The 22,139-nt window shown below is 63.8% G+C and carries 19 protein-coding genes and 6 pseudogenes; 16 read left to right on the top strand and 9 right to left on the bottom strand.

Annotated elements, in window-relative coordinates; translation table 11 throughout:
• The first annotated feature begins 23 nt into the window (after positions 1 to 23).
• From C0J29_RS31410 to C0J29_RS31395, 4 genes are all read left to right on the top strand, one after another.
• Positions 24 to 1,175 carry a PPE family protein gene (locus tag C0J29_RS31410; RefSeq protein ID WP_120795110.1) on the top strand — a complete coding sequence of 384 codons (1,152 nt, stop codon included), beginning with the start codon at positions 24 to 26 and terminating at the stop codon, positions 1,173 to 1,175.
• A 230-nt stretch (positions 1,176 to 1,405) separates the two neighbouring features.
• On the top strand, positions 1,406 to 1,777 hold the full coding sequence (lpqS, locus tag C0J29_RS31405; RefSeq protein ID WP_120795109.1) for a putative copper homeostasis (lipo)protein LpqS: 372 nt from the start codon (positions 1,406 to 1,408) through the stop codon (positions 1,775 to 1,777).
• Positions 1,778 to 1,975: 198 nt separating this feature from the next.
• Positions 1,976 to 3,073 (top strand): PLP-dependent cysteine synthase family protein, encoded by a 1,098-nt coding sequence (locus C0J29_RS31400; protein WP_371872519.1) that lies wholly within the window; start codon positions 1,976 to 1,978, stop codon positions 3,071 to 3,073.
• Between the two features lie 217 nt (positions 3,074 to 3,290).
• Positions 3,291 to 4,019 carry a YoaK family protein gene (locus tag C0J29_RS31395; RefSeq protein ID WP_084023592.1) on the top strand — a complete coding sequence of 243 codons (729 nt, stop codon included), beginning with the start codon at positions 3,291 to 3,293 and terminating at the stop codon, positions 4,017 to 4,019.
• A gap of 838 nt (positions 4,020 to 4,857) precedes the next feature.
• On the opposite strand, the gene C0J29_RS31390 is transcribed toward C0J29_RS31395, so the two are convergent.
• Positions 4,858 to 5,196: a DUF4189 domain-containing protein gene (locus C0J29_RS31390; RefSeq protein WP_232004375.1), complete on the bottom strand. Its 339-nt coding sequence runs from the start codon at positions 5,194 to 5,196 to the stop codon at positions 4,858 to 4,860.
• Positions 5,197 to 6,112: 916 nt separating this feature from the next.
• Positions 6,113 to 7,171 carry a DUF732 domain-containing protein gene (locus tag C0J29_RS31385; RefSeq protein WP_120795107.1) on the bottom strand — a complete coding sequence of 353 codons (1,059 nt, stop codon included), beginning with the start codon at positions 7,169 to 7,171 and terminating at the stop codon, positions 6,113 to 6,115.
• Positions 7,172 to 7,922: 751 nt separating this feature from the next.
• On the opposite strand from C0J29_RS31385, the gene C0J29_RS31380 reads away from it, so the two are divergent.
• The 3 genes and pseudogenes from C0J29_RS31380 to C0J29_RS31370 form a co-directional block, all read left to right on the top strand.
• Positions 7,923 to 9,146, top strand: coding sequence for an IS110 family RNA-guided transposase (locus tag C0J29_RS31380; RefSeq protein ID WP_084023633.1), 1,224 nt, complete (start codon positions 7,923 to 7,925; stop codon positions 9,144 to 9,146).
• Positions 9,147 to 9,274: 128 nt separating this feature from the next.
• On the top strand, positions 9,275 to 10,666 hold the full coding sequence (locus C0J29_RS31375) for an ISNCY family transposase (RefSeq protein WP_425272101.1): 1,392 nt from the start codon (positions 9,275 to 9,277) through the stop codon (positions 10,664 to 10,666).
• A gap of 156 nt (positions 10,667 to 10,822) precedes the next feature.
• Positions 10,823 to 11,704: pseudogene (locus C0J29_RS31370) on the top strand (transposase); the annotation flags it as partial.
• 172 nt (positions 11,705 to 11,876) lie between these two features.
• Here the strand turns inward: C0J29_RS31370 and C0J29_RS31365 are convergent.
• Positions 11,877 to 12,314, bottom strand: a complete 438-nt coding sequence (locus C0J29_RS31365) for a DUF4189 domain-containing protein (RefSeq protein WP_084023581.1) — start codon at positions 12,312 to 12,314, stop codon at positions 11,877 to 11,879.
• 126 nt (positions 12,315 to 12,440) lie between these two features.
• Between C0J29_RS31365 and C0J29_RS31360 the strand changes: the two genes are divergently transcribed.
• Complete coding sequence (locus C0J29_RS31360; RefSeq protein WP_120795106.1) at positions 12,441 to 12,671, top strand: hypothetical protein; 231 nt, start codon at positions 12,441 to 12,443, stop codon at positions 12,669 to 12,671.
• A gap of 890 nt (positions 12,672 to 13,561) precedes the next feature.
• On the opposite strand, the gene C0J29_RS33115 is transcribed toward C0J29_RS31360, so the two are convergent.
• Both C0J29_RS33115 and C0J29_RS31355 read right to left on the bottom strand, forming a co-directional pair.
• Positions 13,562 to 13,876 (bottom strand): hypothetical protein, encoded by a 315-nt coding sequence (locus C0J29_RS33115; RefSeq protein ID WP_139809424.1) that lies wholly within the window; start codon positions 13,874 to 13,876, stop codon positions 13,562 to 13,564.
• Between the two features lie 18 nt (positions 13,877 to 13,894).
• Positions 13,895 to 15,136 (bottom strand): L,D-transpeptidase, encoded by a 1,242-nt coding sequence (locus tag C0J29_RS31355; RefSeq protein WP_084023579.1) that lies wholly within the window; start codon positions 15,134 to 15,136, stop codon positions 13,895 to 13,897.
• 75 nt (positions 15,137 to 15,211) lie between these two features.
• Here C0J29_RS31355 and C0J29_RS31350 point away from each other — a divergent pair, with 75 nt between their 5' ends.
• The 4 genes and pseudogenes from C0J29_RS31350 to C0J29_RS31330 form a co-directional block, all read left to right on the top strand.
• Positions 15,212 to 15,958 (top strand): hypothetical protein, encoded by a 747-nt coding sequence (locus tag C0J29_RS31350; RefSeq protein WP_084023578.1) that lies wholly within the window; start codon positions 15,212 to 15,214, stop codon positions 15,956 to 15,958.
• A gap of 69 nt (positions 15,959 to 16,027) precedes the next feature.
• Positions 16,028 to 16,276, top strand: a complete 249-nt coding sequence (locus tag C0J29_RS31345) for a type II toxin-antitoxin system Phd/YefM family antitoxin (RefSeq protein ID WP_084023577.1) — start codon at positions 16,028 to 16,030, stop codon at positions 16,274 to 16,276.
• 4 nt (positions 16,277 to 16,280) lie between these two features.
• On the top strand, positions 16,281 to 16,652 hold the full coding sequence (locus C0J29_RS31340; RefSeq protein WP_084023576.1) for a PIN domain-containing protein: 372 nt from the start codon (positions 16,281 to 16,283) through the stop codon (positions 16,650 to 16,652).
• Positions 16,653 to 17,198: 546 nt separating this feature from the next.
• A pseudogene (locus C0J29_RS31330) lies at positions 17,199 to 17,614 on the top strand (ATP-binding protein); the annotation flags it as partial.
• A 533-nt stretch (positions 17,615 to 18,147) separates the two neighbouring features.
• Here the strand turns inward: C0J29_RS31330 and C0J29_RS31325 are convergent.
• Positions 18,148 to 19,445, bottom strand: a pseudogene (locus tag C0J29_RS31325) (NADH-quinone oxidoreductase subunit N); the annotation flags it as partial.
• Between C0J29_RS31325 and C0J29_RS31320 the strand changes: the two are divergent.
• A pseudogene (locus C0J29_RS31320) lies at positions 19,438 to 19,602 on the top strand (transposase); the annotation flags it as partial. The pseudogenes C0J29_RS31325 and C0J29_RS31320 overlap by 8 nt on opposite strands.
• A 38-nt stretch (positions 19,603 to 19,640) precedes the next feature.
• On the opposite strand, the gene C0J29_RS31315 reads toward C0J29_RS31320, so the two are convergent.
• Entirely contained in the window at positions 19,641 to 19,868 is a 228-nt protein-coding gene (locus C0J29_RS31315; RefSeq protein WP_084023575.1) for a heavy-metal-associated domain-containing protein, read from the bottom strand.
• A gap of 161 nt (positions 19,869 to 20,029) precedes the next feature.
• Positions 20,030 to 20,323 carry a metal-sensitive transcriptional regulator gene (locus C0J29_RS31310; RefSeq protein WP_084023574.1) on the bottom strand — a complete coding sequence of 98 codons (294 nt, stop codon included), beginning with the start codon at positions 20,321 to 20,323 and terminating at the stop codon, positions 20,030 to 20,032.
• A 401-nt stretch (positions 20,324 to 20,724) separates the two neighbouring features.
• Between C0J29_RS31310 and C0J29_RS31305 the strand changes: the two genes are divergently transcribed.
• From C0J29_RS31305 to C0J29_RS34225, 3 genes and pseudogenes are all read left to right on the top strand, one after another.
• Complete coding sequence (locus tag C0J29_RS31305; RefSeq protein WP_084023573.1) at positions 20,725 to 21,039, top strand: PE family protein; 315 nt, start codon at positions 20,725 to 20,727, stop codon at positions 21,037 to 21,039.
• A gap of 14 nt (positions 21,040 to 21,053) precedes the next feature.
• A pseudogene (locus C0J29_RS31300) lies at positions 21,054 to 21,236 on the top strand (PPE domain-containing protein); the annotation flags it as partial.
• A gap of 105 nt (positions 21,237 to 21,341) precedes the next feature.
• A pseudogene (locus C0J29_RS34225) lies at positions 21,342 to 21,583 on the top strand (integrase core domain-containing protein); the annotation flags it as partial.
• A gap of 133 nt (positions 21,584 to 21,716) precedes the next feature.
• Here the strand turns inward: C0J29_RS34225 and C0J29_RS31295 are convergent.
• Entirely contained in the window at positions 21,717 to 22,034 is a 318-nt protein-coding gene (locus C0J29_RS31295) for a four-helix bundle copper-binding protein (protein WP_084023572.1), read from the bottom strand.
• Positions 22,035 to 22,139 lie beyond the last annotated feature (105 nt).

The raw sequence follows: 22,139 nt of genomic DNA, 5'->3' as shown, positions 1-22,139 counted from the left end.
GTCATAGCTGAAGGGGTATGCGAATGGATTTCGGGGCACTTCCACCGGAGATCAATTCGGCCAGGATGTATTTGGGTCCCGGTTCCGGACCGATGCTGGCCGCCGCGACCGGCTGGGATGAGCTGGCCGTTGAAATGAGTTTAGCCGCAACGTCTTACGCCGCGGTAATCGCCCGGCTGACGGCCTTGTCCTGGTACGGCCCGGCGGCGACCTGGATGGCGTCGGCAGCTGCGCCGTATGTGATGTGGATGACCACGACCGCAACCGCAGCGGAGCAGGCGGCCGACCAGGCCCGCGCCGCAGCCGCCGCATTTGAGGCGGCGTTCGCGCAGACCGTGCCACCACCGGTGATCGTGGCCAATCGCAGCTTGTTGATGAGCCTGATCGTGACGAACATCTTCGGGCAGAACACGCCGGCGATCGCGGCCACCGAGGCCCAGTACGCGCAGATGTGGGCCCAAGATGCGATGGCCATGTACGGATACGCCGGTTCGTCGGCGGCCGCGTCGACGTTGACGCCTTTCGCGCCGCCTCAGCAAGTCGCCAATCCGAGCGGGTTGGCTGCGCAGGGCGCCGCTGTCGCCCAGGCCGCGGGCGCTTCGGTGGCAACCGACACCCAGGCCGTCCTCACGCAGCTGACGTCGTCCGTACCCACCGCGTTGCAGCAACTTGCTTCGCCCCTGTCGTCGGGTTCGGTGTCCTCGATGCTGAGTGCGATAAACCCGGAGCTATCAACGATAAGTTCAACCGCGTGGATCGCCAGCGCCGGCCTGTCGACCGGGGAGAAGCTCAAGGGTCTGCTGCCGGCGGCCACCAGCGCACTCGCACCAGCCGTTGCCGAAGGGTTGGCCACCGGGCCACTCGGATCCGGGTTGGCCGGTCTGGCAGGCTTCGGCGGTGCCGGCACGGTATCGGCGGGTATGGGGCAAGCCGGATTGGTCGGGTCGTTGTCGGCACCGCAGAGTTGGACAGCTTCTGTGCCGGCCAAGGCGGCTGCTGCGCTGACTGGCACCAACCTCGGCGCCGCTCCGGCCGCCAACTCCGGTGTGCCGAGCAGCATGTTAGGTGGACTCCCGTTGGCGGCGGCAGGAGAGCGCGGCGCAGCCGGGATTGTCCCCGATCCCCGGTTCCTGGAGCGCCCACCAATGGTGCCTCGGTGGTCAAACCTGGTTTAGGGAGAGGAGGCCACCACGAAGGGCCGCCAGAAACCACGGTTGCGTAGGCCTGGGGCGCCGTTCATCGGCGGCGCTTCACGCAGACCTGGGTCCAACGCCCGATGAATCGGCGAAACGATGTCGCGCCCGGTTGCTGGAACAACATCCGACGCCTACCCTCTAGGGGTATGAGGTTTGTGCGAGAACGGACGGCTCCGTCTCCACGCACCTCGCTGCTGACACGGCGCTCGATGACCGCGGTCGCCACAGCCGCGTTCTTGCTTCTGCTGCTGGGGCACTCGGCACTGCTGCATTCGGAGACCGGCCACCCCCACCACTCCCATGCGTTGTTATCCAGCGTGGGCGCGGAATTCGCGATCAATGTCGATCACCCCCATCTTGTCAACGGAGCTTTGACCGCTTGTCATGACGTCTCGGCGTCCGCGGTGTTGCCGCGAACCCCAACCATTTTGATGGAAACCGGCGTGGCCGCAGCAATGGTCGCGATTGTCGCCGGAGTGTCCGGTGACGCCACGACGTCGGGGCGGAGCCCACCGAATGCAGCACCGCCCGCCCTCACCGGTCGAGATCTCTTGACGCGGCTCTGCCTGATTCGTCGCTGACCGATCAGCGTCAGGTCGTGGTGTCATGCGCACGGCGGCCGGTGCTCGCTGACCGGTGTTCGATGTCGCAATTCTGCGGCGCATTTGCGAAAGCGACGATCAATGAAGAACTCTTTGTCCCTAGCACACTCTGAGCGCTGCAGTACGCTCACTGAAGCAGCCGAACTGCACTGCAATTGTGACGCGGCCGATCCGGGCATCGGAGGCCATCTTAATTCTGCGGCTGCCTCGGCCTGTTCAGCTGGTAGGTATCGCGAAGCCGCTAGTTTAGTGGGCAATACCCCGGTGCTGTGGATCTCGGACGCACTTGCGGCCGAGGGCCGCGGGTTCTGGGCCAAGCTTGAGGGCACTAATCCCGGCGGAATGAAAGATCGGCCCGCCTTGCACATGGTTCAATGCGCTCGGGCTCGCGGCGAACTACAACCAAACGCACAGATTGTCGAATCCACCAGTGGCACGCTCGGATTGGGTCTGGCATTGGCCGGGCAGGTATACGGCCATCCCGTGACTTTGGTTACTGATCCCGGCATGGAGCCCATCGTGCAACAGATGCTGGCCGCGTACGGGGTGCGCATCGAGATCGTCGCCGAGCCGCATCCGCGCGGGGGATGGCAGCAGACCCGCAAAGCCCGCGTGGCGCAACTGCTGGCCGCAGATCCGCGTGCGTGGAATCCCGATCAATACAACAATCCTGACAACGTAGGCAGCTACGAGTCGCTGGCGCTTGAACTACTGAATCAGGTTGGAAGCGTTGATGTCCTGGTGTGTTCGGTGGGCACCGGAGGCCACTCGGCCGGTGTGACGCGTGTGCTGCGCGAAGCTAACCCCGACCTGAAGTTGATCGGGGTTGACACCATCGGCTCGACGATCTTCGGGCAGCCGGCCGCCGCCACACGGTTGATGCGCGGTTTAGGGTCAAGCATCTATCCCCGCAACGTCGACTATGCCGCGTTCGCTGAGGCGCATTGGGTATCCCCGGCCGAAGCCGTGTGGGCATGTCGGACGCTGGCAAGTACGTACTTCATCAGCGGAGGGTGGAGTGTCGGTGCGGTGGCGTTGGTCGCCGGTTGGGCTGCTCGCGCCTACGGTCCTAGTACGACGATAGTCGCCATCTTTCCCGATGGTCCCTTGCGCTACTTCGACACCATCTATAGCGACGATTTTTGCCGCGGCCACGATTTGCTCCTCGCAGCCCGGCCGCGTGAGCCCGCAGTCATCGCTGACCCATCCGATCAGGTTGTGCAGTCGTGGACGCGGTGCACGACCGTACGCGATCCAACCCTGTCAAGGCAGTGAGCATTTTCCGGTGTGCACGTCTTCACCCGGGGGGGTCGGTGTCAGCGGAAACCTCATCAAGGTCGCAGCTACGTTGCGGCAGTTCCGGTGTCCCCCAAGTCCGCAGGGACAAACGGTATGGCGCAATGCTGGCCGTGGACACCGCAGCATCCTCAATCTGCTATGCGACCTTGGACGTTGATCAACGAGCCGCAACGACCACGGAAGGGGAGGCTCGATGCCGCCTTTGGAATGCCCGCAGAGACGGGACCCGCGCGCACTCCTGCTCCTCTACAGCGGACTGCTGGCCGCAGTCGCCGGTTGGGTCAACTCGGTGGCCCTCCTGGTGTGGGTATATCCGGTGGGCAACCTCACGGCGCTGACCACCAAAATCGGCCAGCACACTACGAATCCACTACTGCATCCGGGTGGCATGATCGCGGCGATCGTCACCGGATTTCTGATCGGCGTTCTGGGAGCCGGTGCCCTGCTTGCTCCCGCGCAAAGCCCTACTGGCCCGCGCCACGCCGCGGTGCTCCTCGGAGAAGCAGCTCTGCTGTTGGCTGCCGCCGGTATCGAACACCCGTTGATCAGAGCGCCGCTGGCCGCCGCGGCGTGCGGATTGCAGAATGGAATGACTTCCAGTTTCCCGGGGATGCCCATCCGCACCACTCACTTCACCGGCACGATCACCGACCTCGGCCTGCTGGTGGCGCGTAGTCACCGCCACGGAATTGACGGCTGGAAAGCGGCGCTGCTGACTTCGACGGTCCTGCTATTCATCGGTGGCGCCGCCGGCGGCGTGATCCTCGGCGGCCGGATCGGCGACCACGCACTGATCCCGGCGGCCATCACGTGCGGGGGTCTCGCTATCGCACACGTGTTGCGTTTTCGCTGGCATCGCTCGCTCGCTGTCGACACGGCACCCGCGCTCGAACCCGGCCCTCACGGGGACGCACCGTCATAAGCTGACGTCATCAACGCGCTTGCCCGCGGGTTGAATGCAGTGACTCCTGGTGACTACCAAAGTGCTGCAGGCATTCTCAGCGACCTCAACGTTGCAGATCCAACCGGCCCCGGTGCAGCGGCCGCCGACCCCGCAGGACTGACGCGGATAGCGACAGGTCAAGTCAAGCACGCCTTGCCGCTCAACCCCGTCGTGGAAGCTATCGACGACCCTGCTGACACACCCGGACGCAACCGTCAATCTGACGCCGCCGTCACCGCACCATCTCCCCGGGATTGCGTTTGTGAAGCGATCAGCGATTTACGCGGCGGCTGCTTCGCTTGTGGGCGAAAGCTGTGCGCGTTTGGCGGCACGCCGTTGCCCGCCCGGCGAACCGGCGATCGGTTTGTGGCTGCGGTGCACGCAGGCCGACAAGGCCTTCCTTGATTCCTTCGGTGACCTCGGGAATATCAAAGCGATGCCCCGAATCCTGGGAAGGGCACGAGCAACTGAGTCCGCTGTAGGGGTCTCCCGGATCAGCCGCAACCGCCGAGGTGGTACCGCCGATTACCACGCCCGTCGCGGCCACAACGGCCATCAAGTGCTGCAGGTGCCTGCCATGGAGCGTCATCGCGTCCTACCGGCTCTCGACACTGAGACCAGCGAACCCGAATCCGACGTCAGCCCAGCCATCCGCGGCAGAGCTCGGAAATATCCCCACCAGGTGCAGCACCGTCGGACAACACATAACTCTGTATACGATAGCCCGGTACGGTATGGCGATCAACCGCCTGGCGCCTGCGCTCGCATGGCCGGATGCTCTACCCCGCGGAACGTTGGCGCCCAGTCCTCAGCGCGCTCAGTTGCATACCCAGCTGACGACCGTCCCACCGCCAAGCCTGTTCAAAGCGTCGGTTTCGGCCGCGGCACGCGAAAAACCCGTTCCACCGCGGTAGTTCACGCCGTCGGAAGCCACCGCGCCACACAGATTGAAGCTGATCACGACGCGGCAGTCCTTATCGTTGCAGCGATCGACTGCGACCTGTTCGGCTTGTGCCTTGGCGGGGTAACCCTGCGCTGTACCCCAAGCGCCGCTAGGGGCATAGGCGATCGCGCCGTAGCGCATCACGTGCGGCACGGGCATCTCCGGCCGCATGCCCATCTCAGACATCGCAGCTTTGTCCAGATTGGCGCTCACTTGCGGAACCAGCGGAAGCGCTATGGCCATCAGCCCGGCTGTGGCACCGACGCTTGCGACTGCTACTGCGATTTTATGCCGTCTCTTAGTTGTCATTGTCTTGATTCCTCTCTTGTATATTCCCGTGTGTGATGATTTGGCCCTGTTGTGCTGTGGGCGAGAGACTTTCGACCGAGGCCAAACACGCTCTGCTCCAGACTCTTAGGCGGATTAGGGATGGTGCGGTACTGAAGGCGGTGTCGGCACCGTGGTCTGCCGTGGCTCGTTTGACTCCTTTCCGGGTTCCATACCTTTGCCTGCCCCCATCATTGGGCAGCTGCTGCGTTCGCCGCCGCCTGATGGTGGGTGCCCGGCGCTCGGGCCATTCGTGGCGCGGGACAAGAAGAAACCCGCAAAAAACAGCAGGGCTACGACGAAAACGACACCGGCGGTAGTGCCCACGATCACCCGCCCCTGGTCCAGGGGGCTCGGCGGATTGGATTGGTGCGCGTGGCTGGCCTGTTCTGCTGCCGTGCGAGGCTCCTGCGACCCTGATGTCTGCGTCATGTAGTAGATTTTTCGGCAGCATACCCCATGGGGGTAGGGACTAAAGTCACCAAAAGACTAGTTTTGTTCGCCGGGGGCTGTGAATCGGCCATCTCGATCAGCCCTTGGGTCCGGCACCGCTGGCCAATAAGTGACAGCATGAGTTCTTTCGCTGTGCCCAACCGCGCAGACGCAGGGCGTTATCGAATTGCCTGTGCTGCAGCATGTTTGGCCGTTGCATCCAAGCCCGGCCCAGCGCTTTCCCGGGATGTGCGGTGCTGGGTGTGCGTGATGATGGTCTTACCGGCGTGGTAGGACGTCGCATTATGCGCCTGTGAGCAGGGCTGTGCCGGCGATGCGAATATCTACGGCTGGTGACGTCGAATTGTGTTCACGGTGCGAGCCTTATCAGGCCGGGCGGACCGGGGGGCTCCGGTGACGGCTTCGGCGAACCGCTGCCACCGCCAGAGGCACCGCCCGCTCCACCGCCACTGCCGCCGCCGTGACCGCCTCCCCCTCCAGCGCCGCCGCCACCGCCACCACCGCCACCCTGCTGGCCAGCGTCAGGTGGCTCAACTACTTGTGGTGGGGGCGGGGGCTCAAGAGGAATGGGTGTCGGTTGCTGAAGGGGAGGGGGCGGCTCCTGCGGCGGCGGTGGCGGCTCTTGCGGCGGTGGTGGCGGCGCCTGCGGTGGGGGCGGGGAGTGCCTTGGGGGCGGCGGCGCCTCGACGTGCGGGAGCGGCGTCACGATATGCGCTGGGGGGGGAGTCGGAATCGGAATCTGTGGCGGGTTCGGTAGGTGGGGATCACCCGCTGGTGGCGCACCGATGGCCCAGGCCGGCACTATGTCGTGTACCGGCTTCGTATAGGGGTGATACGCGCAAGCTTTTCCGGAGATGTCAGGCGTCAAGCCGACCGCGCGGTCACCCGGGGGTTCCGGCGGCGCCGCCTGTTCGACGTACGGCGTTGCGCGCCGCTCCAGTGAATCCGTGCCCGAAGTGACGGTGTGGTGCCCATAGCCGCCGAGGCGATACATCGGTTGATCCGGTCCCGGCGCCGCGCGGCGCATTACGAAAGCTATTGCGCCACGGTCGTAGGGGCAGTAGACCTCCACTGCTGCAGCGATGAATCGGGCCATGGTGGTGGTGACTCGGGACGGGGGAAAGCGGTGCAATGTCGGGTCCATGTTGTATGCATCACTGCGTAGCGCCTCGACGATTTCGTCCACTGGCGTACCGCCGTCAAGTTTGAGACAAACCTTATGAGCTGCGTTGATGACCCGCGGCGGATTCGCAACGGCGGGGATTTCCTGTTTTTCGAGCAGAGCAAGAAATTGGTCATCCTGGTCTGGGTCGGCCGCTGCAGCGCCGCCGCGCAGAATGGCGGTGCCGGTGATGACCGCGAGGGCGGTGACGAGCGCGCCGACGTGGGTGGTGATTCTGGTGGACATGCCCTGTGGTCCTTCTGCCGTGTAGGCGTTCGACTGGTGGGTCGTGTGCCTACTTTTTATTGCCTGCGTTGGTTTTTCAGCCGCTGCGACATCGTTGCGGCGCTTATTCGTTAGCGATTCGCCCAAGGGCAGGGGCGACGATGATTCGCGTCTAAAGAACACTTCCGGCCGGCAGATTGCACCTGGAGTTCTGGTCGCCTCGGGCATACCACCGTGGCCGTTGGCCGTTTTCGTCGCGGCTGGTCGCCCCTATCAGTCCGGCAAGGCCAAACAGACGTTTAGCTACGCGGCGGCATGTTGTTGTGCTGAGTTGAACGAGAAGCAGCTGTTAGGGTCTGCGGCAGAATCACACTCTCTTCATAGCCCTTTAATGTACCCCTATGGGGTACCTTGGTCAAGCAGTTGTGTTGTCTGCGTGGGCAAGCGGGCCCCGTATTGGTTGTGCCGTCATTGCGCCAATTATGGAACGCAGAAGGGGTATCAACGTGTTTTTAGCTAATGGGAATCGAACAGCGTGCCTTCGACCGATCATCTCTTGTTCGGGGGACGCTGTTCACCGAGCCGCCGGCCGGTGAGCGTTGTTAATAGCTGAAGCGGTTGTCGACTTCTAAAGCTAGATCACGCCCCGGCCGGTTGGTGAGGGTCCCTGTAGCACTGATGGGGTGTCGTGCCACCGAGCACTGATCCATTAGCTTGTCGCCGGGTTCCCCTGGGCTCGAACATGTTCGACGACCCCGAAGGAGGCAGTCAGGTGATTTTTGTCGGCGACGATTGGGCGGAGGATCACCACGACGTCCACTTAATGGATGAAAGCGGGGCGCGGCTGGCCTCGCGTCGATTACCCGAGGGGCTTACCGGCATCGGCGAGTTCCATCAGCTCCTTGCTCGGCACGTCGAAGAACCAGACCAGGTCGTGATCGGGATTGAAACCGACCGTGGCTTGTGGGTCGAGGCGCTCGTTGCGGCTGGGTATCAGGTGTATGCGATCAATCCGCTGGCGGCCGCCCGCTACCGCGAGCGCCACTGCGTATCGGGGGCCAAGTCCGATGCAGGGGACGCCAAGCTTTTGGCCGATCTGGTGCGCACCGACCGGCATAACCACCGTCCGGTCGCCGGGGACAGGCCGGCCGCGGAGGCGGTCAAGGTCCTGGCCCGTGCACATCAGAATCTGATCTGGACCCGTAACCGGCACACCAATGCGCTGCGCTCGGCGCTGCGTGAGTACTACCCGGGCGCGTTGGAGGCGTTCACCGATCTGCATGACCGCGACGCGCTGGCAGTGTTGGGTCGCGCGCCGACTCCGCTGCAGGCGGCCAACCTGAGTCTGTCCAAGATCCGGTCAGCGCTCAAAGCCGCTGGGCGACAACGCAATCTCGACACCCGGGCACTAGCGATTCAGACTGCATTGCGCACCGAGCAGCTCGCCGCGCCCGCCTCGGTCACCGCAGCATTCGGAGCGACCACCCGCGCCACGGTCGGCATCATCGCTGAACTGAACCGCCAGATCGCCGACCTCGAGGCCGAGCTGGCCACACATTTTGAGACACACCCGGACGCCGACATCTACCTCTCCCTGCCAGGACTCGGTGTCATCCTCGGCGCCCGGGTGCTCGGTGAGTTCGGGGACGACCCGAACCGCTACACCACCGCCAAGTCTCGCAAAAACTACGCCGGAACATCACCGCTGACCGTCGCGTCGGGCCGCAAACGCGCCGTGTTAGCCCGTCACGTCCGCAACCGCCGACTCTACGACGCCATCGACCAATGGGCGTTCTGCGCATCGAACACCAGCCCCGGCGCCCGCGCCTTCTACGACCAGCGTCGTGCCGCCGGCGACCTGCACCACCAAGCGCTGCGCGCCCTCGGCAACCGCCTCGTCGGCATCCTGCACGGCTGCCTACGCCACCACATCCACTACAGCGAACACCAAGCCTGGGCACACCGTCAGATCAACCCCGACACGCAAGCGGCTTGACAACTTACGGACCTGGGATGTCTAGCTACTTCGACCTGAAAAAGTCAGGGCGTGGCGGTGGCTGAATTGGGCTTTGTTTGACGAGATGATGGCCTCGAACCCTTGGGCTAGAAGGGATCGAGGCCATCGTGCTTAGAACTGTAAATGACCAGTTGTCGTTGTGGGATGCAATCCTGCCGCCGGAGCTGTTGGTGTTACCGAGGGAGTTGGGGCGGGTAGACGCGCTGCTAGATGATCCGGTGTTCTTCGCGCCGTTCACGCCGTACTTCGACACCCGTATCGGTCGTCCGTCGATTCCGATGGAGACCTATCTGCGGATGATGTTCTTGAAGTTCCGCTACCGGCTGGGCTTTGAGGCGTTGTGCCGTGAGGTCGGCGATTCGATTTCCTGGCAACGGTTTTGCCGGATTCCGTTCGGGACGCGTGTGCCGCACCCCACCACGCTGATGAAACTGACCACTCGGTGTGGGGACGCTGCAGTGGCCGGCCTCAATGAGGCCTTGTTGGCCAAGGCCGCCGACGCCAAACTGTTGCGCACTGACAAGGTGCGTGCTGACACCACCGTGGTTGAGGCCGCAGTGGCCTATCCGACCGACTCGGGGCTCCTGGCCAAGGCGGTGACCACGATCGCCCGCACCATCACCCGCATCCACAACGCTGGCGGGGCGGTGCGTACCCATGCCCGTGACCGCAGCCGCTCAGCGGGCCAGCGGGCCCGCTCGATCGCCTCCAAACTGCGGCTTCGCGGTGCGGTGGCCCGTGAGGAAGCTCAAGCCGTGGTCGCGCGGATCACCGGGGAGTTGGCCGGCATCGCCGAATCGGCGATGCGGGAAGCGGCCGCGGTGCGGCGCAATGCCCGCCGGGCTGTGCGCAACGCGACCGGGGTCCGCCGGGCTCGGCTATCTCGAGCGATCAACGACTTGGCCGCGATCATGGATAAGGCCCAACGCGTGGTCACCCAAGCCCGTAGCCGCCTGACCGGGGTGATGCCGGACTCGGCGAGCCGGCTGGTCAGTTTCCACGACCCCGATGCCCGCCCGATCCGCAAAGGACGACTGGGCAAGCCCGTGGAGTTCGGCTACAAAGCCCAGGTCGTCGATAACGCCGATGGAGTCATCCTCGACCACAGCGTCGAGATCGGAAACCCCGCCGATGCCCCGCAGTTGGCTCCAGCGATCGCCCGGATCACTCGCCGCGCCGGCCACGCCCCCAGGGCGGTTACCGCCGATCGCGGCTACGGATACGCCTCGGTCGAAAACGATCTGCACGAGCAAGGAGTCCGCCATGTCGCGATTCCGCGTGCCAGTAAACCGAGTGCCGCTCGCCGCGAGTTCGAACACCGAAAAGCGTTCCGCGCCAAAATCAAATGGCGAACCGGATGCGAAGGACGCATCAACCACCTCAAACGCAGCTACAGCTGGAACCGCACGGAATTGACCACCCTCACCGGAGCCAGGACCTGGTGCGGACACGGGGTGTTCGCCCACAACCTCGTCAAGATCAGCGCCCTGGCCTCATGACAACAAACTCCCGCCAGCACCGAGCACCCGCCGTCACTGCCACCGACGAAGCCGTCGCCATCAACCCTTTTTCAGGTCGAAGTAGCTAGGAGCCTGCTGAATTAAATGCCGTGTGGCGCGGGCCGGTTGTCTTGTGCTTTCCGGGATGATTGGTGGGTGCAGGGTCGGTCTGATGATCAGCGTGAGTTGTTGGAGGCAGAGTCGGTTGCTGGGCACCTGTTGAAGGGCGACAACGTATTTGCATTTTGGGGGCGTACCGCCGGCAGTTGTTTCCCGAGGAGAAGTTCTCCGATCTTTTCCTTCGCGACGGGGCCGCCCGAGTGTGCCGGCCGAGGTAATGGCGAGCGTGATCACGCTGCGAGCCTTGCACGGCTTGTCTGATAACGAAACCGTCGATGCGGTCACCTTTGATCTGCGCTGGAAAGCCGCCTGCGGGCTGGCGGTGAGCGCGCCGGCGTTTCATTCCACGACGTTGGCCTACCGGCGGCGCCGGTTGGCGGACTTGGATCGACCCAACCGGATCGTCGACGCGGTCAAGGCTGTCGTCGCTCAGACCGGGGCGTTAGCGGGCCGCAGCCGACGGGCGTTGGATTCCACTGTGCTCGACGACGCGGTGGCTACCCAAGACGTGGCTACCCAAGACACTGTCACCCAGCTCATCGCGGCGATCCGCCGCGTCGGTCGTGAGGTCCCCGGTGGGAGCGAGATCATCGCCTCGCTGTGCACGGCGCATGACTACACCGATCCCGGTAAACCCGCTATTGCCTGGAACGACAAGCAAGCTCGCGATGAACTGGTCGATGCGCTGGTCGGGGAGGCTAACCGCGTGCTCGCACAGGTCCCCGGGCAGCAGTTGGGACCGCGGGGCGCCGAAGCGGTCGCCATATTGGCGTAATCGCCGGCCAAGACGTCGAGCCGGTCGAGGGTTCCGACGGCACCGACGGGCGCTGGCGCATCGCCCGGCAGGTGGCCGCCGATCGGGTGATCTCCGCGCTCGACCCCGAGGCCCGCCATGTGCAAGCACATCATCATCGCCAGCTCGAACGCATTCACCGCTGATGTGGCTGGCGCCTCTGGCATACTCACCGCACTCCGGGGCGGGTGTAGCCGGGCGAGAAGCCGGCCGGAGTCTCGTATTTTTCCCGTAGCGCAGGCCAGCGCAAGCGTGGTTGTCCGGCTCGGAGCGATCTAATCGAGAAGGTGTCGCGACTCAGTTGCACACCGAGTTGACTATCTTCCCGCCGCCCAGCCTGTTCAACGCGTCTTGTTCTGCCGCTTGACGTGAGAGACCGGTTCCGCCTTGATAATTCGAGCCGTTAGAGGCGACGGCGCCGCAGAGGTTGAAGCTGATGATGACTCTGCAGTCATTTTCACCACACTGGTCCAGCGCGACTCGTTCGGCTTGAGACTTAACCTGGTAGCCCCGCGATGTGCCCCATGCGCCCGTGCTTGGGGAGTAAGCGATCGCACCGTAACGCATTACGTGTGGGACGGGCATTTGGTTAGCCATACCCATTTCAGCCACCGCAGCATTGTCGAGGTTGGCACTTACCTGGGGAATGAGCGGAAGGACCAGGATCATCAGCCCCGCTGTGGCGCCGACGGTGGCCACCGCAAATCCGATTTGCTGACGGCGTTTGGTAATCATTTCACTAACCCCTTTCGGAGGTCTGGCAGAGGGTTTGCGGGAGGCCAACCGGCGACGCCGCGGGCGTTTCGGAGTTATGGGCGCGGTGTCGGCTGGGGTGTCGGCGTTCCCGATTGATGAGGCTCCATGGAGCTTCCGGGCTGCATCGTGCCGGGTCGCATTCCCCCGCCGGATCCCATCATCGGACAGCTGCTGTCGCCCGAGCCGCCGGAGGCTCGCTGCCCGCCGCCGGAGCCGTCCGTGGCTCGCCCCAAGAAGAAACCCCAAAAGAAGATCACAGTCACGATGAAGACGACTCCGGCGGTAATCGCTACCACGGACCAGATTCGATCCACCCGGCTGGGCCGACTGGGGTGATCGGCGATGGACGGCTGTGCTGCCGTCGCCGGCGGCTCGCTGGACTCATTTGTTTGCGTCATGCCTGGGGATTCTGCCACAGAAATACCCATGGGGGGTAGGGACTAAAGTCACTGGGGCAGGGGCGAAAGTCTTAATCTCGCAGTAATCCGCAAGACATATTGCTGCGGTCGCGACGGTTGAGTGTCCGCATGCGAGGTCAGTCGTTGCATACCGCTTGTGGGCACGCTCGGCACCGGTTTTATGGGGTGATGTTGGCGGCCTGATATGGGAACAACAGTTCCACGGCACAGGCCATCGTCAGGCCGATGTCTCGGCAGAGATCGGTCGAAGTCGATATTGTGCACCCAGAGAGGTTCGCGCAAACGGGTCAGATACCCAGACGTGGGACTGCCTAAGGTGCGTAGCGGGCCGCGGCCTCGCAGTACGATGGGTACCCATACCCGGTATTGCTTATTGCCTGCCGCGGCGAGAGGTGCCTTTCCGTTTTCCGACGGTGTCCGATTGCGCTCGTTGCTAATTCGTGTCACTGCCGTCTGAACGGGGCGGGTCGGGCAGTCATTTTCGGGGCGCATACCGCATCCTGCTCGCCGTGGCCGGGACACCAAATCGGCGATTGCCGGGTTTCTGCGGCTAGGGAGGTCGGGTCGGTGGGACGTGGGTCGGGAAGGGCTGCGATCTGGCGTGCGATCGGCCGCTTGTGAGCGCGGTGGATGCTCGGCGTGGTGTGCCAGGGTTGTTTCGGCGATGACTTCGAGCGCCGGCGATTTGTGGCGTCTCCTCTGCCGCGGTCCGTCGGCAAAACTGTTGCGGGCTCACTGGTATCTCACCGGTCGAACGGCCCCGCTGACCTGCGTTCCCGAATCTGCTCGGCCATTGGTACGAACTGTTTACGTCGGCGCCGCCGTGGACGTCGAGCAAGAATAGTTGCCGATCTCTTGTCCTTTCGATGTCAGGCGCGCCTGTCGGCAGTGCAAATGGATGGTCAGCTTTGTCCGCAATTCATGCGTGGCTTTAGGTGACGAACGCGGCCACTGTGAGTCGCCAGCCGCGGCAAGACTGAGGGATCGGATCGTGATTGCGACTGTAGAAATCTCGATCGGCTTCAATCGTCGACCGCCAATGCGGCAAGGTACGAGTTCGGCGTTGCGCGAGGCGGTTTCGTTGACGGCCGTATCGGCCGCCGTACCCATGATTTCCGTCATGCCGGGAATGGCAACGGGCTACGAGGAGGGCGGCAACGCGCTGCCTTTGCGCCACTCGTCCCAGCTGATCGTCCAATCGCCGTTCTGCTCAATCTTCAGCGGCGGACCACCAGTGTTGTGCACCTCGACGACGTCGCCTGGCATCGAGAAGTCGTAAAACCATTTGGCGTTCTCGCCGTTGAGGTTCAGGCAGCCGTGCGAGGTGTCGGTATGGCCCTGAGCCCACACCGTCGAGTCGAGCTGATGCAGATAGATACCGTCAATGCTGATTCTGGTGGCGTAGTTGATCGTCTCGCGGTATCCGAGCCGGGAATTCTTCGGCAGCCCAAATGTCGACGAATCCATCACCACCGGATTACCCCTGTCGAGCACGGTGTAGACACCCGGCGGAGTCCAGAACGACAAGGTCCGCCCGCCGACGGTCTCGCTGCCACCCATGCCCATGGAGGTCGGCATGGTCCGGACCAACTTCCCGTTGTCGAAAACGCTGACCAGCTTGGTCGTGTCGTCGGCGATCGAAACGTGTGCATCGCCGATGCGAAATGACACCCGGCTGTCCTCCTGCCCAAACATCCCGCCGCCCAGCGCAATACCGTAAATCTTGGCTTCGGCCGTCACCGTGGTGTTCGGTGCGTAGTAGTGCTCCGGTCGCCAGTGAGCGTTCTGGGAGTCGACCCAGAACCAGGCACCCGGCACGGGGGGATTGGTGGTCACAACAAGCTGGCGCTCGGCGGCGGCCCGATCGGCGATCTCTTCGTCGAAGTGCGCGACGACCACTGTTCCGACTCCGTAGGTGCCGCCTTCGCGCAACGTAGCCTCTGACGTCGTGGTGAACGACACCTTGGTCTGGTTGGACGGCCGCACCGTGGAGAAGGACGAAACCTGCGAGCTCTCAGCGCCGTTGGTCCCACGGCTGGTGACGGTAAGCGTATAGGTGTGTGCATAGCCCAGCGGACCGATCGGTTTCCACACTGTGCCATCCGGTGTCATGACGCCGTCAATCGACTTGCCGCCGTCGTTGACCATTCGCACGTCGATTAGCGTTCCGGTGTCGGCTTTCACCTCCACCGGCGCCGTCGGTTGCACGTCATGCGCATCCGGACTCGGCGTGATCGTCACCCGCGCCGGACCAGTGGTCGGCGCGTCGCCCAGTGAATGGCGCGCAGAGCACGCTGGCACCACGGCGCCGAGTATGCCGAGTACGAGCAGGACGGACACCCAAAGGCGGCGCCGCCGGCCAGGAATTATGTTGACGTTCATCGCGAGTGAATTAGCCAACGGCACCGGGCTTCAAACCGTTGGATACCTCACCCGAACGCGAGAGATCATGGCGTTATGGCTGACGACGAGCTAGATGCCCTGTACTGGGTCCCGCCGGATCAGTTCACCGCCGAACGGAAGAAGCTGTCCGCAGCGGCCAAAGAGCGAGGTGATGCCGCGGGGGCCAAACGCATCTCAGCAGCCCGCAAACCCACCACGGCGGCCTGGATTGTCAACCGGTTGGCGATCGGGCACCGGCAGACACAGACCCGCCTGGCTGAGTTGGGGGACAGCCTGCGCACCGCGCACGCCGCGATGGACGCCGTGCAGATCCGAGAGTTGTCTGCCCGCCAACACCATCTGATCAGCGAACTCACCGCAGCCGCGTTCGATGCGGCCGAGGTCAAGAGTCCGTCGTCGACGGTACGCGACGACATCGCCAGCACGCTGCAAGCCGCGATCGCCGACCCCGAAGTCAGGGCTCGCCTCGGTCGCCTGGTCAAGGCCGAACGTTGGTCAGGCTTCGGCGATGTCGGCAACAGTGCGGTGGTGTCAGCTACCACCGGGCCCAAGCGGACCGCGCCGACGGCCAAACCGTCCCCGTCGAAGGCGCCGCGACAGGACGAACAAGCTGAGGCCGCCAAGCGGGAGCGAGAAAAGCTGACCGCAGCGGTAGCCGGCGCCGAGCAGGCAGCGGCGCGAGCCGACAGCGTGCTTGCTGACCGGCGAGCTAAGCGTGATGCGGCCCGGACCCGTCGAGACCAAGCAGCGGCAGTCCTGAGCAAGGCAGAACGTGCGGCGGCCGCCGCTGAGAACAACTAGGAAAGGCCCGCCGGGCCGGAGCAACGAGAAAATGTAGATCATAATCTACATAGGGCGTACACTGGCTGTATGACAGATGTCGGGATGCGAGAACTGAGACAGAATCCCGCCCCCGTTTTGCGTGAGGTCGAGAGCGGGGGCGAGGTGACGGTGTTGGTCAATGGCCGCGCCGTAGCCAGGATCGTGCCAATGGAGACGCCCGCCTGGGTGGCCGGGGAACAGGCTGGGCGCATCTATCGCACGGCCGTGGATTCCGGCTGGGAAGACGAACTGCGCGCCGCCCGCGAGGAAGACATCATTGGCGACCCCTGGGCTTAGCCGAGTGATCCTCGACACCAGCATCCTGGTGGCTCCCGATGCCGACCTGTCGGGGCTGCTCTGCCAGATCAGCTCGGTGAGCTATGCGGAGCTTCATTACGGTGTTCATGGCGCACCCGACGACAACGCTCGGTTGAGTCGTCAGCACCGGTTGACCATGATTCAGTCCGTCTACGGCCATGGCATTGCCTTTACCGACGACACCGCCCACTACTACGGCCTGCTGTGCGGACGCCTACGGGCCCAGGGCCGCAGCCCGCGCGGTCGCGCCATGGACCTCATGATCGCCGCCACCGCGCTGACCCTCGGAGTTGCACTGGTCACCAGGAACACCAACGACGTCGACCGACTCGGCGTCGAACTACTGCAGCGTTGACCACCTGCCTGGCCTCGACGTGCCGCTGGATGGGCGCTATCCCTGCACATGATCATTCGCCACTGTAACGAATAGTGTTTTACCGCAACGGTGTTCGGACGTGGGTGGCGTCGATAATCGGGTGGTGCGGCATCAGCATGCACGATCGAAGACGCCCTGATAATCAGCTGGCGCTGGCCGGCGGCGAGAATCGCAGCGCGCCCACCCCAAGCTGGGATGCGATATGCAAAGATGAATTGAATCATCAAGCTGCGAAACCTGTTGGTGGACGGCATATTTGCAAGCTAGTTGACATAATCGGGATGGTCTCGACGATGGTCATGAGCGCCTTCCGGCGAAGAGCACGTCCAGCGTGTCGGGTCGATAGCGCACCGCCGGTGATGTGTTCTGCTGGGCAGCTTTGCGAGCCTGTTCGGCGTGGTGGGCGAGCACGCGTTCGATGACGTCCTCCTTTCGCGGGGTCAGGTAGATCTACGTGGTGGTCAGCTGCGTATGCCCGAGCACGTACTGCACGTCAGTGAGCGGCATCGCCGTCCGGAGGCCCTCATGAGCCCCGCCCGCCCCGATGTCGCACCGGCGGTCAAGCCGATCGAGGTCTCCACCGAACTCAAAGCCCTGATGAGGCGCCTCAAACTCGGCCAACTGCTCGACACCCTGCCCGAGGGCCTGGCCCTGGCCCGCACCAACCGGCTACCCCACCACGACTTCCTGGAGATGCTATTTGCCGACGAAGTCACCCGCCGCGACCGCGAATCGGCCACCCGACGCGCCAAAGCCGTTCACCTGGACCCCGCGATGCACCTGCAAGCCTGGGATGAGTCCACCGCGGTCGCTTTCTTGCTGATGCCCACAACGTGCTCATCATGGGACCGGTCGGAGTCGGAAAAACATTCCTGGCCAACACATTAGGACACATCGCCGTGAGAAGCCACCACAGCGTGCACACTAAACGCGCCGACAAACGCGACTGGACCACCAAAAGGGTCCCCCTCAACCGCACGAACAGTTTCGGTGAAGTCCATACAAGCGCAGAATCTATGCCGGTTCACAGCAACGACGCATTTGCGCCAACACAGTCTTGAAGAAGGGGCGAAACCGGGTGAGTGTCGTCGACCGCGCGTTGCCCGTCCGCGGCCGACTCAGCGCGCTGTGCCTGGGGTCTCGCTGCTATCGGGCACCTCTTCGGCCCGGTGGCGGTCCGGCGTAGGGGTTAGTCCGATCCGGATCCGTGTTCTCACTACGACCACGTGTCAACACCCACATCGTTAACATCAAACCGACTGGACAGGCTATGGCCGCCGCCAGAATCGCAGCATCCCCAACATGCATACTCTGTTCCCTTCGCCGGCGAAGCCCGCGCCACAGCACCTAGCTCCTGTGTATTTACATAGTAGGTCAGATGGGACTCGATCGCCCGGCGGCCGCGAGCCGATTCGTTTCCTCTCTAACACCTCGGAATGCACCGACATCGGTCCGCGGGGAGGCGTTGAATCAGTTACCGCGTCGGCGCTGCTGCGAGCACGTCCCAGGACGGTCCTGCTGCAATGCCGAGCGCGAGGCTTAGTCCCGCCGCGACCATCGCGGTGCCTGTGGACCAACCGCCAGTGTCGAAATCGTCTGTGGCTCTCGGCTCTTGGAATACCGGGATGATCCAGCGCAAATAATAGAAACAGGCTGAGAAGACTGTTGACGAACACGACCGTGGCCAGCCACGCGTAATCGCCGTCCCAGGCGGCCGTGGCGGTGGTGAGTTTCCCGAGGAAGACGGTGGTCGGTGGGGTGCCGACCAGGCCCAGCAGGGCCACCACCAACGCTGTGGCTAGCCTGGGCCGGGCTCGCGCCATGCCAAAGGTAGGCCCTGAGGTCGCGCCGATCGGGCAGTGCGGTGCTCACCGCGAACGCCGCGCTGTTGGTCAGGGTGTAGGCGACCAGATAGAACAGCAGCGAGGGAAGGGCCAGTTCGCTGCGGCCGGCGACGGTGATCGGCACCAGTAAGTAGCCGACTTGGCTTACAGGCGACCAACCCAGCAGCCGACGGGGATCCTGCTGTTCGTAGGTGGCCAAGTTGCCCAATGTCATACTCGCGACGGCGGATATCGCGATCAGCAGTGGCTACGCAACCGTGCCCGGCAGCACGGTGGCCACGCGGTACAGGGCGATCAGTGCGCCGATTTTGGGCACTGTTGTCAAGAAGACGGCCGCAAAGCTATTGGCAGCTTGGGCGGCGTCGGGAACCCAGAAGTGGGCGGGCACGCCGCCGGCTTCGAACATCAGTCCTGCCGCCACCGCCACGACCCCAGTCGCCACTACCGCGGCTGGCGCGCCGGGCAATCGGGCGGCGAGTTCGTTGTAGCGGGTGGCCCCGCTGATCCCGTAGAGGACGGTCACGCCCAGCAGCAAAGTGATGCCGAAAAGGTAGGTCTTCATCGCGGCTTCGGCCGCCAGGCCCGAGCGCGAAAGTCCGATCAGTCCGTAAAGCGGGATGCTGGCCAGCAGGTATCCGGTGGCCAGGACGAGCAAGTCGTCAGTTCCGGCGAGCACCATGATCCCGGCGGTCGAAAACAGAAGCAGCGCATAAGTTTCGCTTTCCCGGGCCGTTCCTGTGATGTCGTCGCCGGCTAGCGCCAGAACCATCAGGACCCCGATCGCGGCGGTGATCCGCGCCACCGCGGTGGTGGTGTCGACGGCGAAGGCTCCGTCAAGCGCTGTATGATCCGGGGCTGCGATTCCGACCCCCGCGACCACGACGACACCGATAAGCGTTGCGGCTGCGACGATTCGGGCCCGGTGTCTTAATTACGCTGCCGCCCTAAGGGATCCGGACCTTTGGCCGGGACCCCGGCAGATCTACCGGGCCTCGGGACTCTCACCGATGCAATACGAATCCGCCGGCAAACCCCGGGACGGAAAGATCAGGCGCGAGGGCAGCGTGGCACTGCGCCGAGCTCTAACTGCGTGCACCCCGTGGCGGTGCGGTGCCAGGATTTGTCAGTCGGTGCCCAAGTGGTAGTCGCCGGCGTTGGCTAAAGCGGCGGCGACCTGGTCGTTGCCGATCGGTGTGTCGCTGGTGATGGCGACGGTCGAGGCGCTTCCGGCGACCAGGTCCACGCTCACCGCCGTGACACCGGGCAGCGCGGTGAGTTCCTCAGTGACCGCTCCGACACAGTGCCCGCAGCTCATCCCGGTGACCGGGTAGCTGGCGATGGTGGTGGACATGTCCGACTCCTGTGAGGGTGTGACCGGGGTCGATGGGGAGTGTTGCTGCGCAGAGCAGCAACCGCATCCGGCGGTTGCGGGCTGAACCGGGGGCCCCGAGGGGGCGAGCTTCAGGTCCATCAGAACTCCTTCTGTGGGTCTTTCAAAAAAAATGGGATTGGTCAGGAACGCACGAGGCGTGCGATGGCCGCAGACGCTTCGTTGATCTTTTGCTCGGCCACGTCCCCGCCTGCCTGGACGGCGTTACTCACGCAGTGCGTCAAGTGCTCCTCAAGCAGCACCAACGCCGTCGATTCGAGTGCTTTGGTCGTGGCCGAGATCTGGGTAAGCACGTCGATGCAGTAGGCGTCTTCCTCGACCATCCGGATCAGACCACGCACCTGGCCCTCAATTCGGCGCAGCCGCTTGACATAGGCATCTTTGGCCTCCGCATAGCCCGGTGCCGTGGTGTCCATCAATGATCCTCCTCTACAGATACCCATAGGGGGTAGTTAACTTCAACTATACCCCTGCGGGGTACTAGGTCAAGGGTGAGCTGCGCTGCGGCTTGACAGAAACGAAAGGCCCTGATCGCTCAGCCTTCCAGGCGAGCCCTGAGCTGAGCCAGCTCCGGCCGGCCTACGCTGTCTTGTTGACGGCAACGCCATCACCAGCAGAGACGCCGCGGCCAGCACGATGCCGACGGGCTAGTGTTCGGGGGTCGACCCGGGCCCACAGGTGATTGGCTCCTGGACGCGGCCCTCCGATGGGCGAGGCGTGAAATGCGGATCCGTCATGCGATCAAGTTCTTGATAATGAAAATTATATTCAGTAAGTTCTGCAGGCGGGTGGAACTCGCCGGCGAAGGAGCGCAGTCATGGCATCGCGCGTCGTGCCCGAACGGGTGACCGCCGTCAGTGCCGCTGCCGAAGCGTTGACCGTCCGGCTGGCGCCCGTGTATTCCGGCGCCGGCCCGATGATCACGGCGGTGGCGCCGCCGGCGGCTGACCCGGTGCCTTTGCACAGCGCAGCTGGTTGCAGCGTTCACCGCGGCGAGCATGCGGTGGTGGCGCGACGGGGTGTCCACGGGCTCGGTCGCTCCGGGCTCGGGGTAGCTGGGTCAACTACCAGCACCGCGACCGGGGCTGGGCCCGCGGCGTCGTCGCACCCAGTTTGCCGCGGACTGTTGTGACCGCCCCGGTGTGAATGGCCTCGCCGCCGGAAGTGCACTCGGCGTTGCTGAGCAGCGGTCCGGGGCCAGGGCCGTTGTTGGCGGCCGCGGCGGCGTGTTCGTCGCTGAGCATCGAATACGCTGAGGTGGCAGCCGAACTCACCGCATTGCTGGGGGCGGTGCAGACCGGGGCGTGGCAGGGGCCCAGTTGCCGAGCACCCGACCACGCAAAACCCTCGGATGGCGAACCCCTGCGGAAGCCTTCGCCGAACACCTACACTCGCTTCACCAAGCCGGTGTTGCGACCACCGATTGAATCCGCCCAATTCACCTCCTGGGCCTTCGCCGATCGCGCCAAACGGTCGGGCCTGGTGCCGTCGATGGGATCGATCGGCGATCGCTACGACAACGCGATGATCGAATCCTTTTGGGGCAGAATGCAAACCGAACTCTCAACCGCAAGCGGTGGAGGACGCGGATCGAGTTGGCCAACGCTATTTTCGAATACTTGGAGATCTTCCACAACCGCCAACGGCGTCACTCCACCCTCGGCATGCGCACTCCGATAGGAGCTCGAACTGCTACATCAATCCACCCAGCCCGTGGCCTGAAACCAATACGGCGACACCGTCAAACCCGGGGTACATCAGAGCCTCCATCAGAACCAGGGCGATTCATCCATGGCCGACCTGGTTCGATCAGGCCATCGCCCGGCATTCTTGAGCGCAGCGGCGACAAGACTCTGCGCAGGCGCGGCAGTGATCGTTGTCGTGCTTGTCGCACTCGGCCGCGCACGCATCACAAATCTCTGCGCACAACTGGCACAACTGAGCCGCCCATCGCGACCCGCGGGACACCAGCGTCACACACGCCGCGCAAATCGCCGCGCAGTCCAGGCATAACCGGACGCAATCGGCCATCTTCGCCTCGTTGATGCAACCGTTCGCGCACGCCTCACACGCCGCCTGACACTCCGCGCAGGCATCCAGGCAGGCCTGGTTCGCCGCTACCGCCATGACACAATCTCCTTACTCGTCGATCGTAAAACTTTTGTTGTCATTTCCTTACCCCTTCCCAGCGCTGCTTGCTGGCTCAGAGAGTCTCCCACGGCGGTACCCAAC

Source organism: Mycobacterium paragordonae, assembly GCF_003614435.1.
In the GTDB taxonomy this organism is placed as follows: domain Bacteria; phylum Actinomycetota; class Actinomycetes; order Mycobacteriales; family Mycobacteriaceae; genus Mycobacterium; species Mycobacterium paragordonae.
This window is presented reverse-complemented; position numbering and strand designations above follow the sequence as displayed.

Excerpts from the sequence above, each read along its gene's own strand:
- C0J29_RS33115 (WP_139809424.1), bottom strand. The coding sequence starts at position 13,876 with ATGACGGAAATCATGGGTACGGCGGCCGATACGGCCGTCAACGAAACC.
- C0J29_RS31305 (WP_084023573.1), top strand. The coding sequence starts at position 20,725 with ATGGCATCGCGCGTCGTGCCCGAACGGGTGACCGCCGTCAGTGCCGCT.
- C0J29_RS31385 (WP_120795107.1), bottom strand. The coding sequence starts at position 7,171 with ATGTCCACCAGAATCACCACCCACGTCGGCGCGCTCGTCACCGCCCTC.
- C0J29_RS31310 (WP_084023574.1), bottom strand. The coding sequence starts at position 20,323 with ATGGACACCACGGCACCGGGCTATGCGGAGGCCAAAGATGCCTATGTC.
- C0J29_RS31350 (WP_084023578.1), top strand. The coding sequence starts at position 15,212 with ATGGCTGACGACGAGCTAGATGCCCTGTACTGGGTCCCGCCGGATCAG.
- C0J29_RS31355 (WP_084023579.1), bottom strand. The coding sequence starts at position 15,136 with ATGAACGTCAACATAATTCCTGGCCGGCGGCGCCGCCTTTGGGTGTCC.
- C0J29_RS31345 (WP_084023577.1), top strand. The coding sequence starts at position 16,028 with ATGACAGATGTCGGGATGCGAGAACTGAGACAGAATCCCGCCCCCGTT.
- C0J29_RS31315 (WP_084023575.1), bottom strand. The coding sequence starts at position 19,868 with ATGTCCACCACCATCGCCAGCTACCCGGTCACCGGGATGAGCTGCGGG.
- C0J29_RS31410 (WP_120795110.1), top strand. The coding sequence starts at position 24 with ATGGATTTCGGGGCACTTCCACCGGAGATCAATTCGGCCAGGATGTAT.
- C0J29_RS31395 (WP_084023592.1), top strand. The coding sequence starts at position 3,291 with ATGCCGCCTTTGGAATGCCCGCAGAGACGGGACCCGCGCGCACTCCTG.
- C0J29_RS31295 (WP_084023572.1), bottom strand. The coding sequence starts at position 22,034 with ATGGCGGTAGCGGCGAACCAGGCCTGCCTGGATGCCTGCGCGGAGTGT.
- C0J29_RS31365 (WP_084023581.1), bottom strand. The coding sequence starts at position 12,314 with ATGATTACCAAACGCCGTCAGCAAATCGGATTTGCGGTGGCCACCGTC.
- C0J29_RS31360 (WP_120795106.1), top strand. The coding sequence starts at position 12,441 with ATGGAGCTTCCGGGCTGCATCGTGCCGGGTCGCATTCCCCCGCCGGAT.
- lpqS (WP_120795109.1), top strand. The coding sequence starts at position 1,406 with ATGACCGCGGTCGCCACAGCCGCGTTCTTGCTTCTGCTGCTGGGGCAC.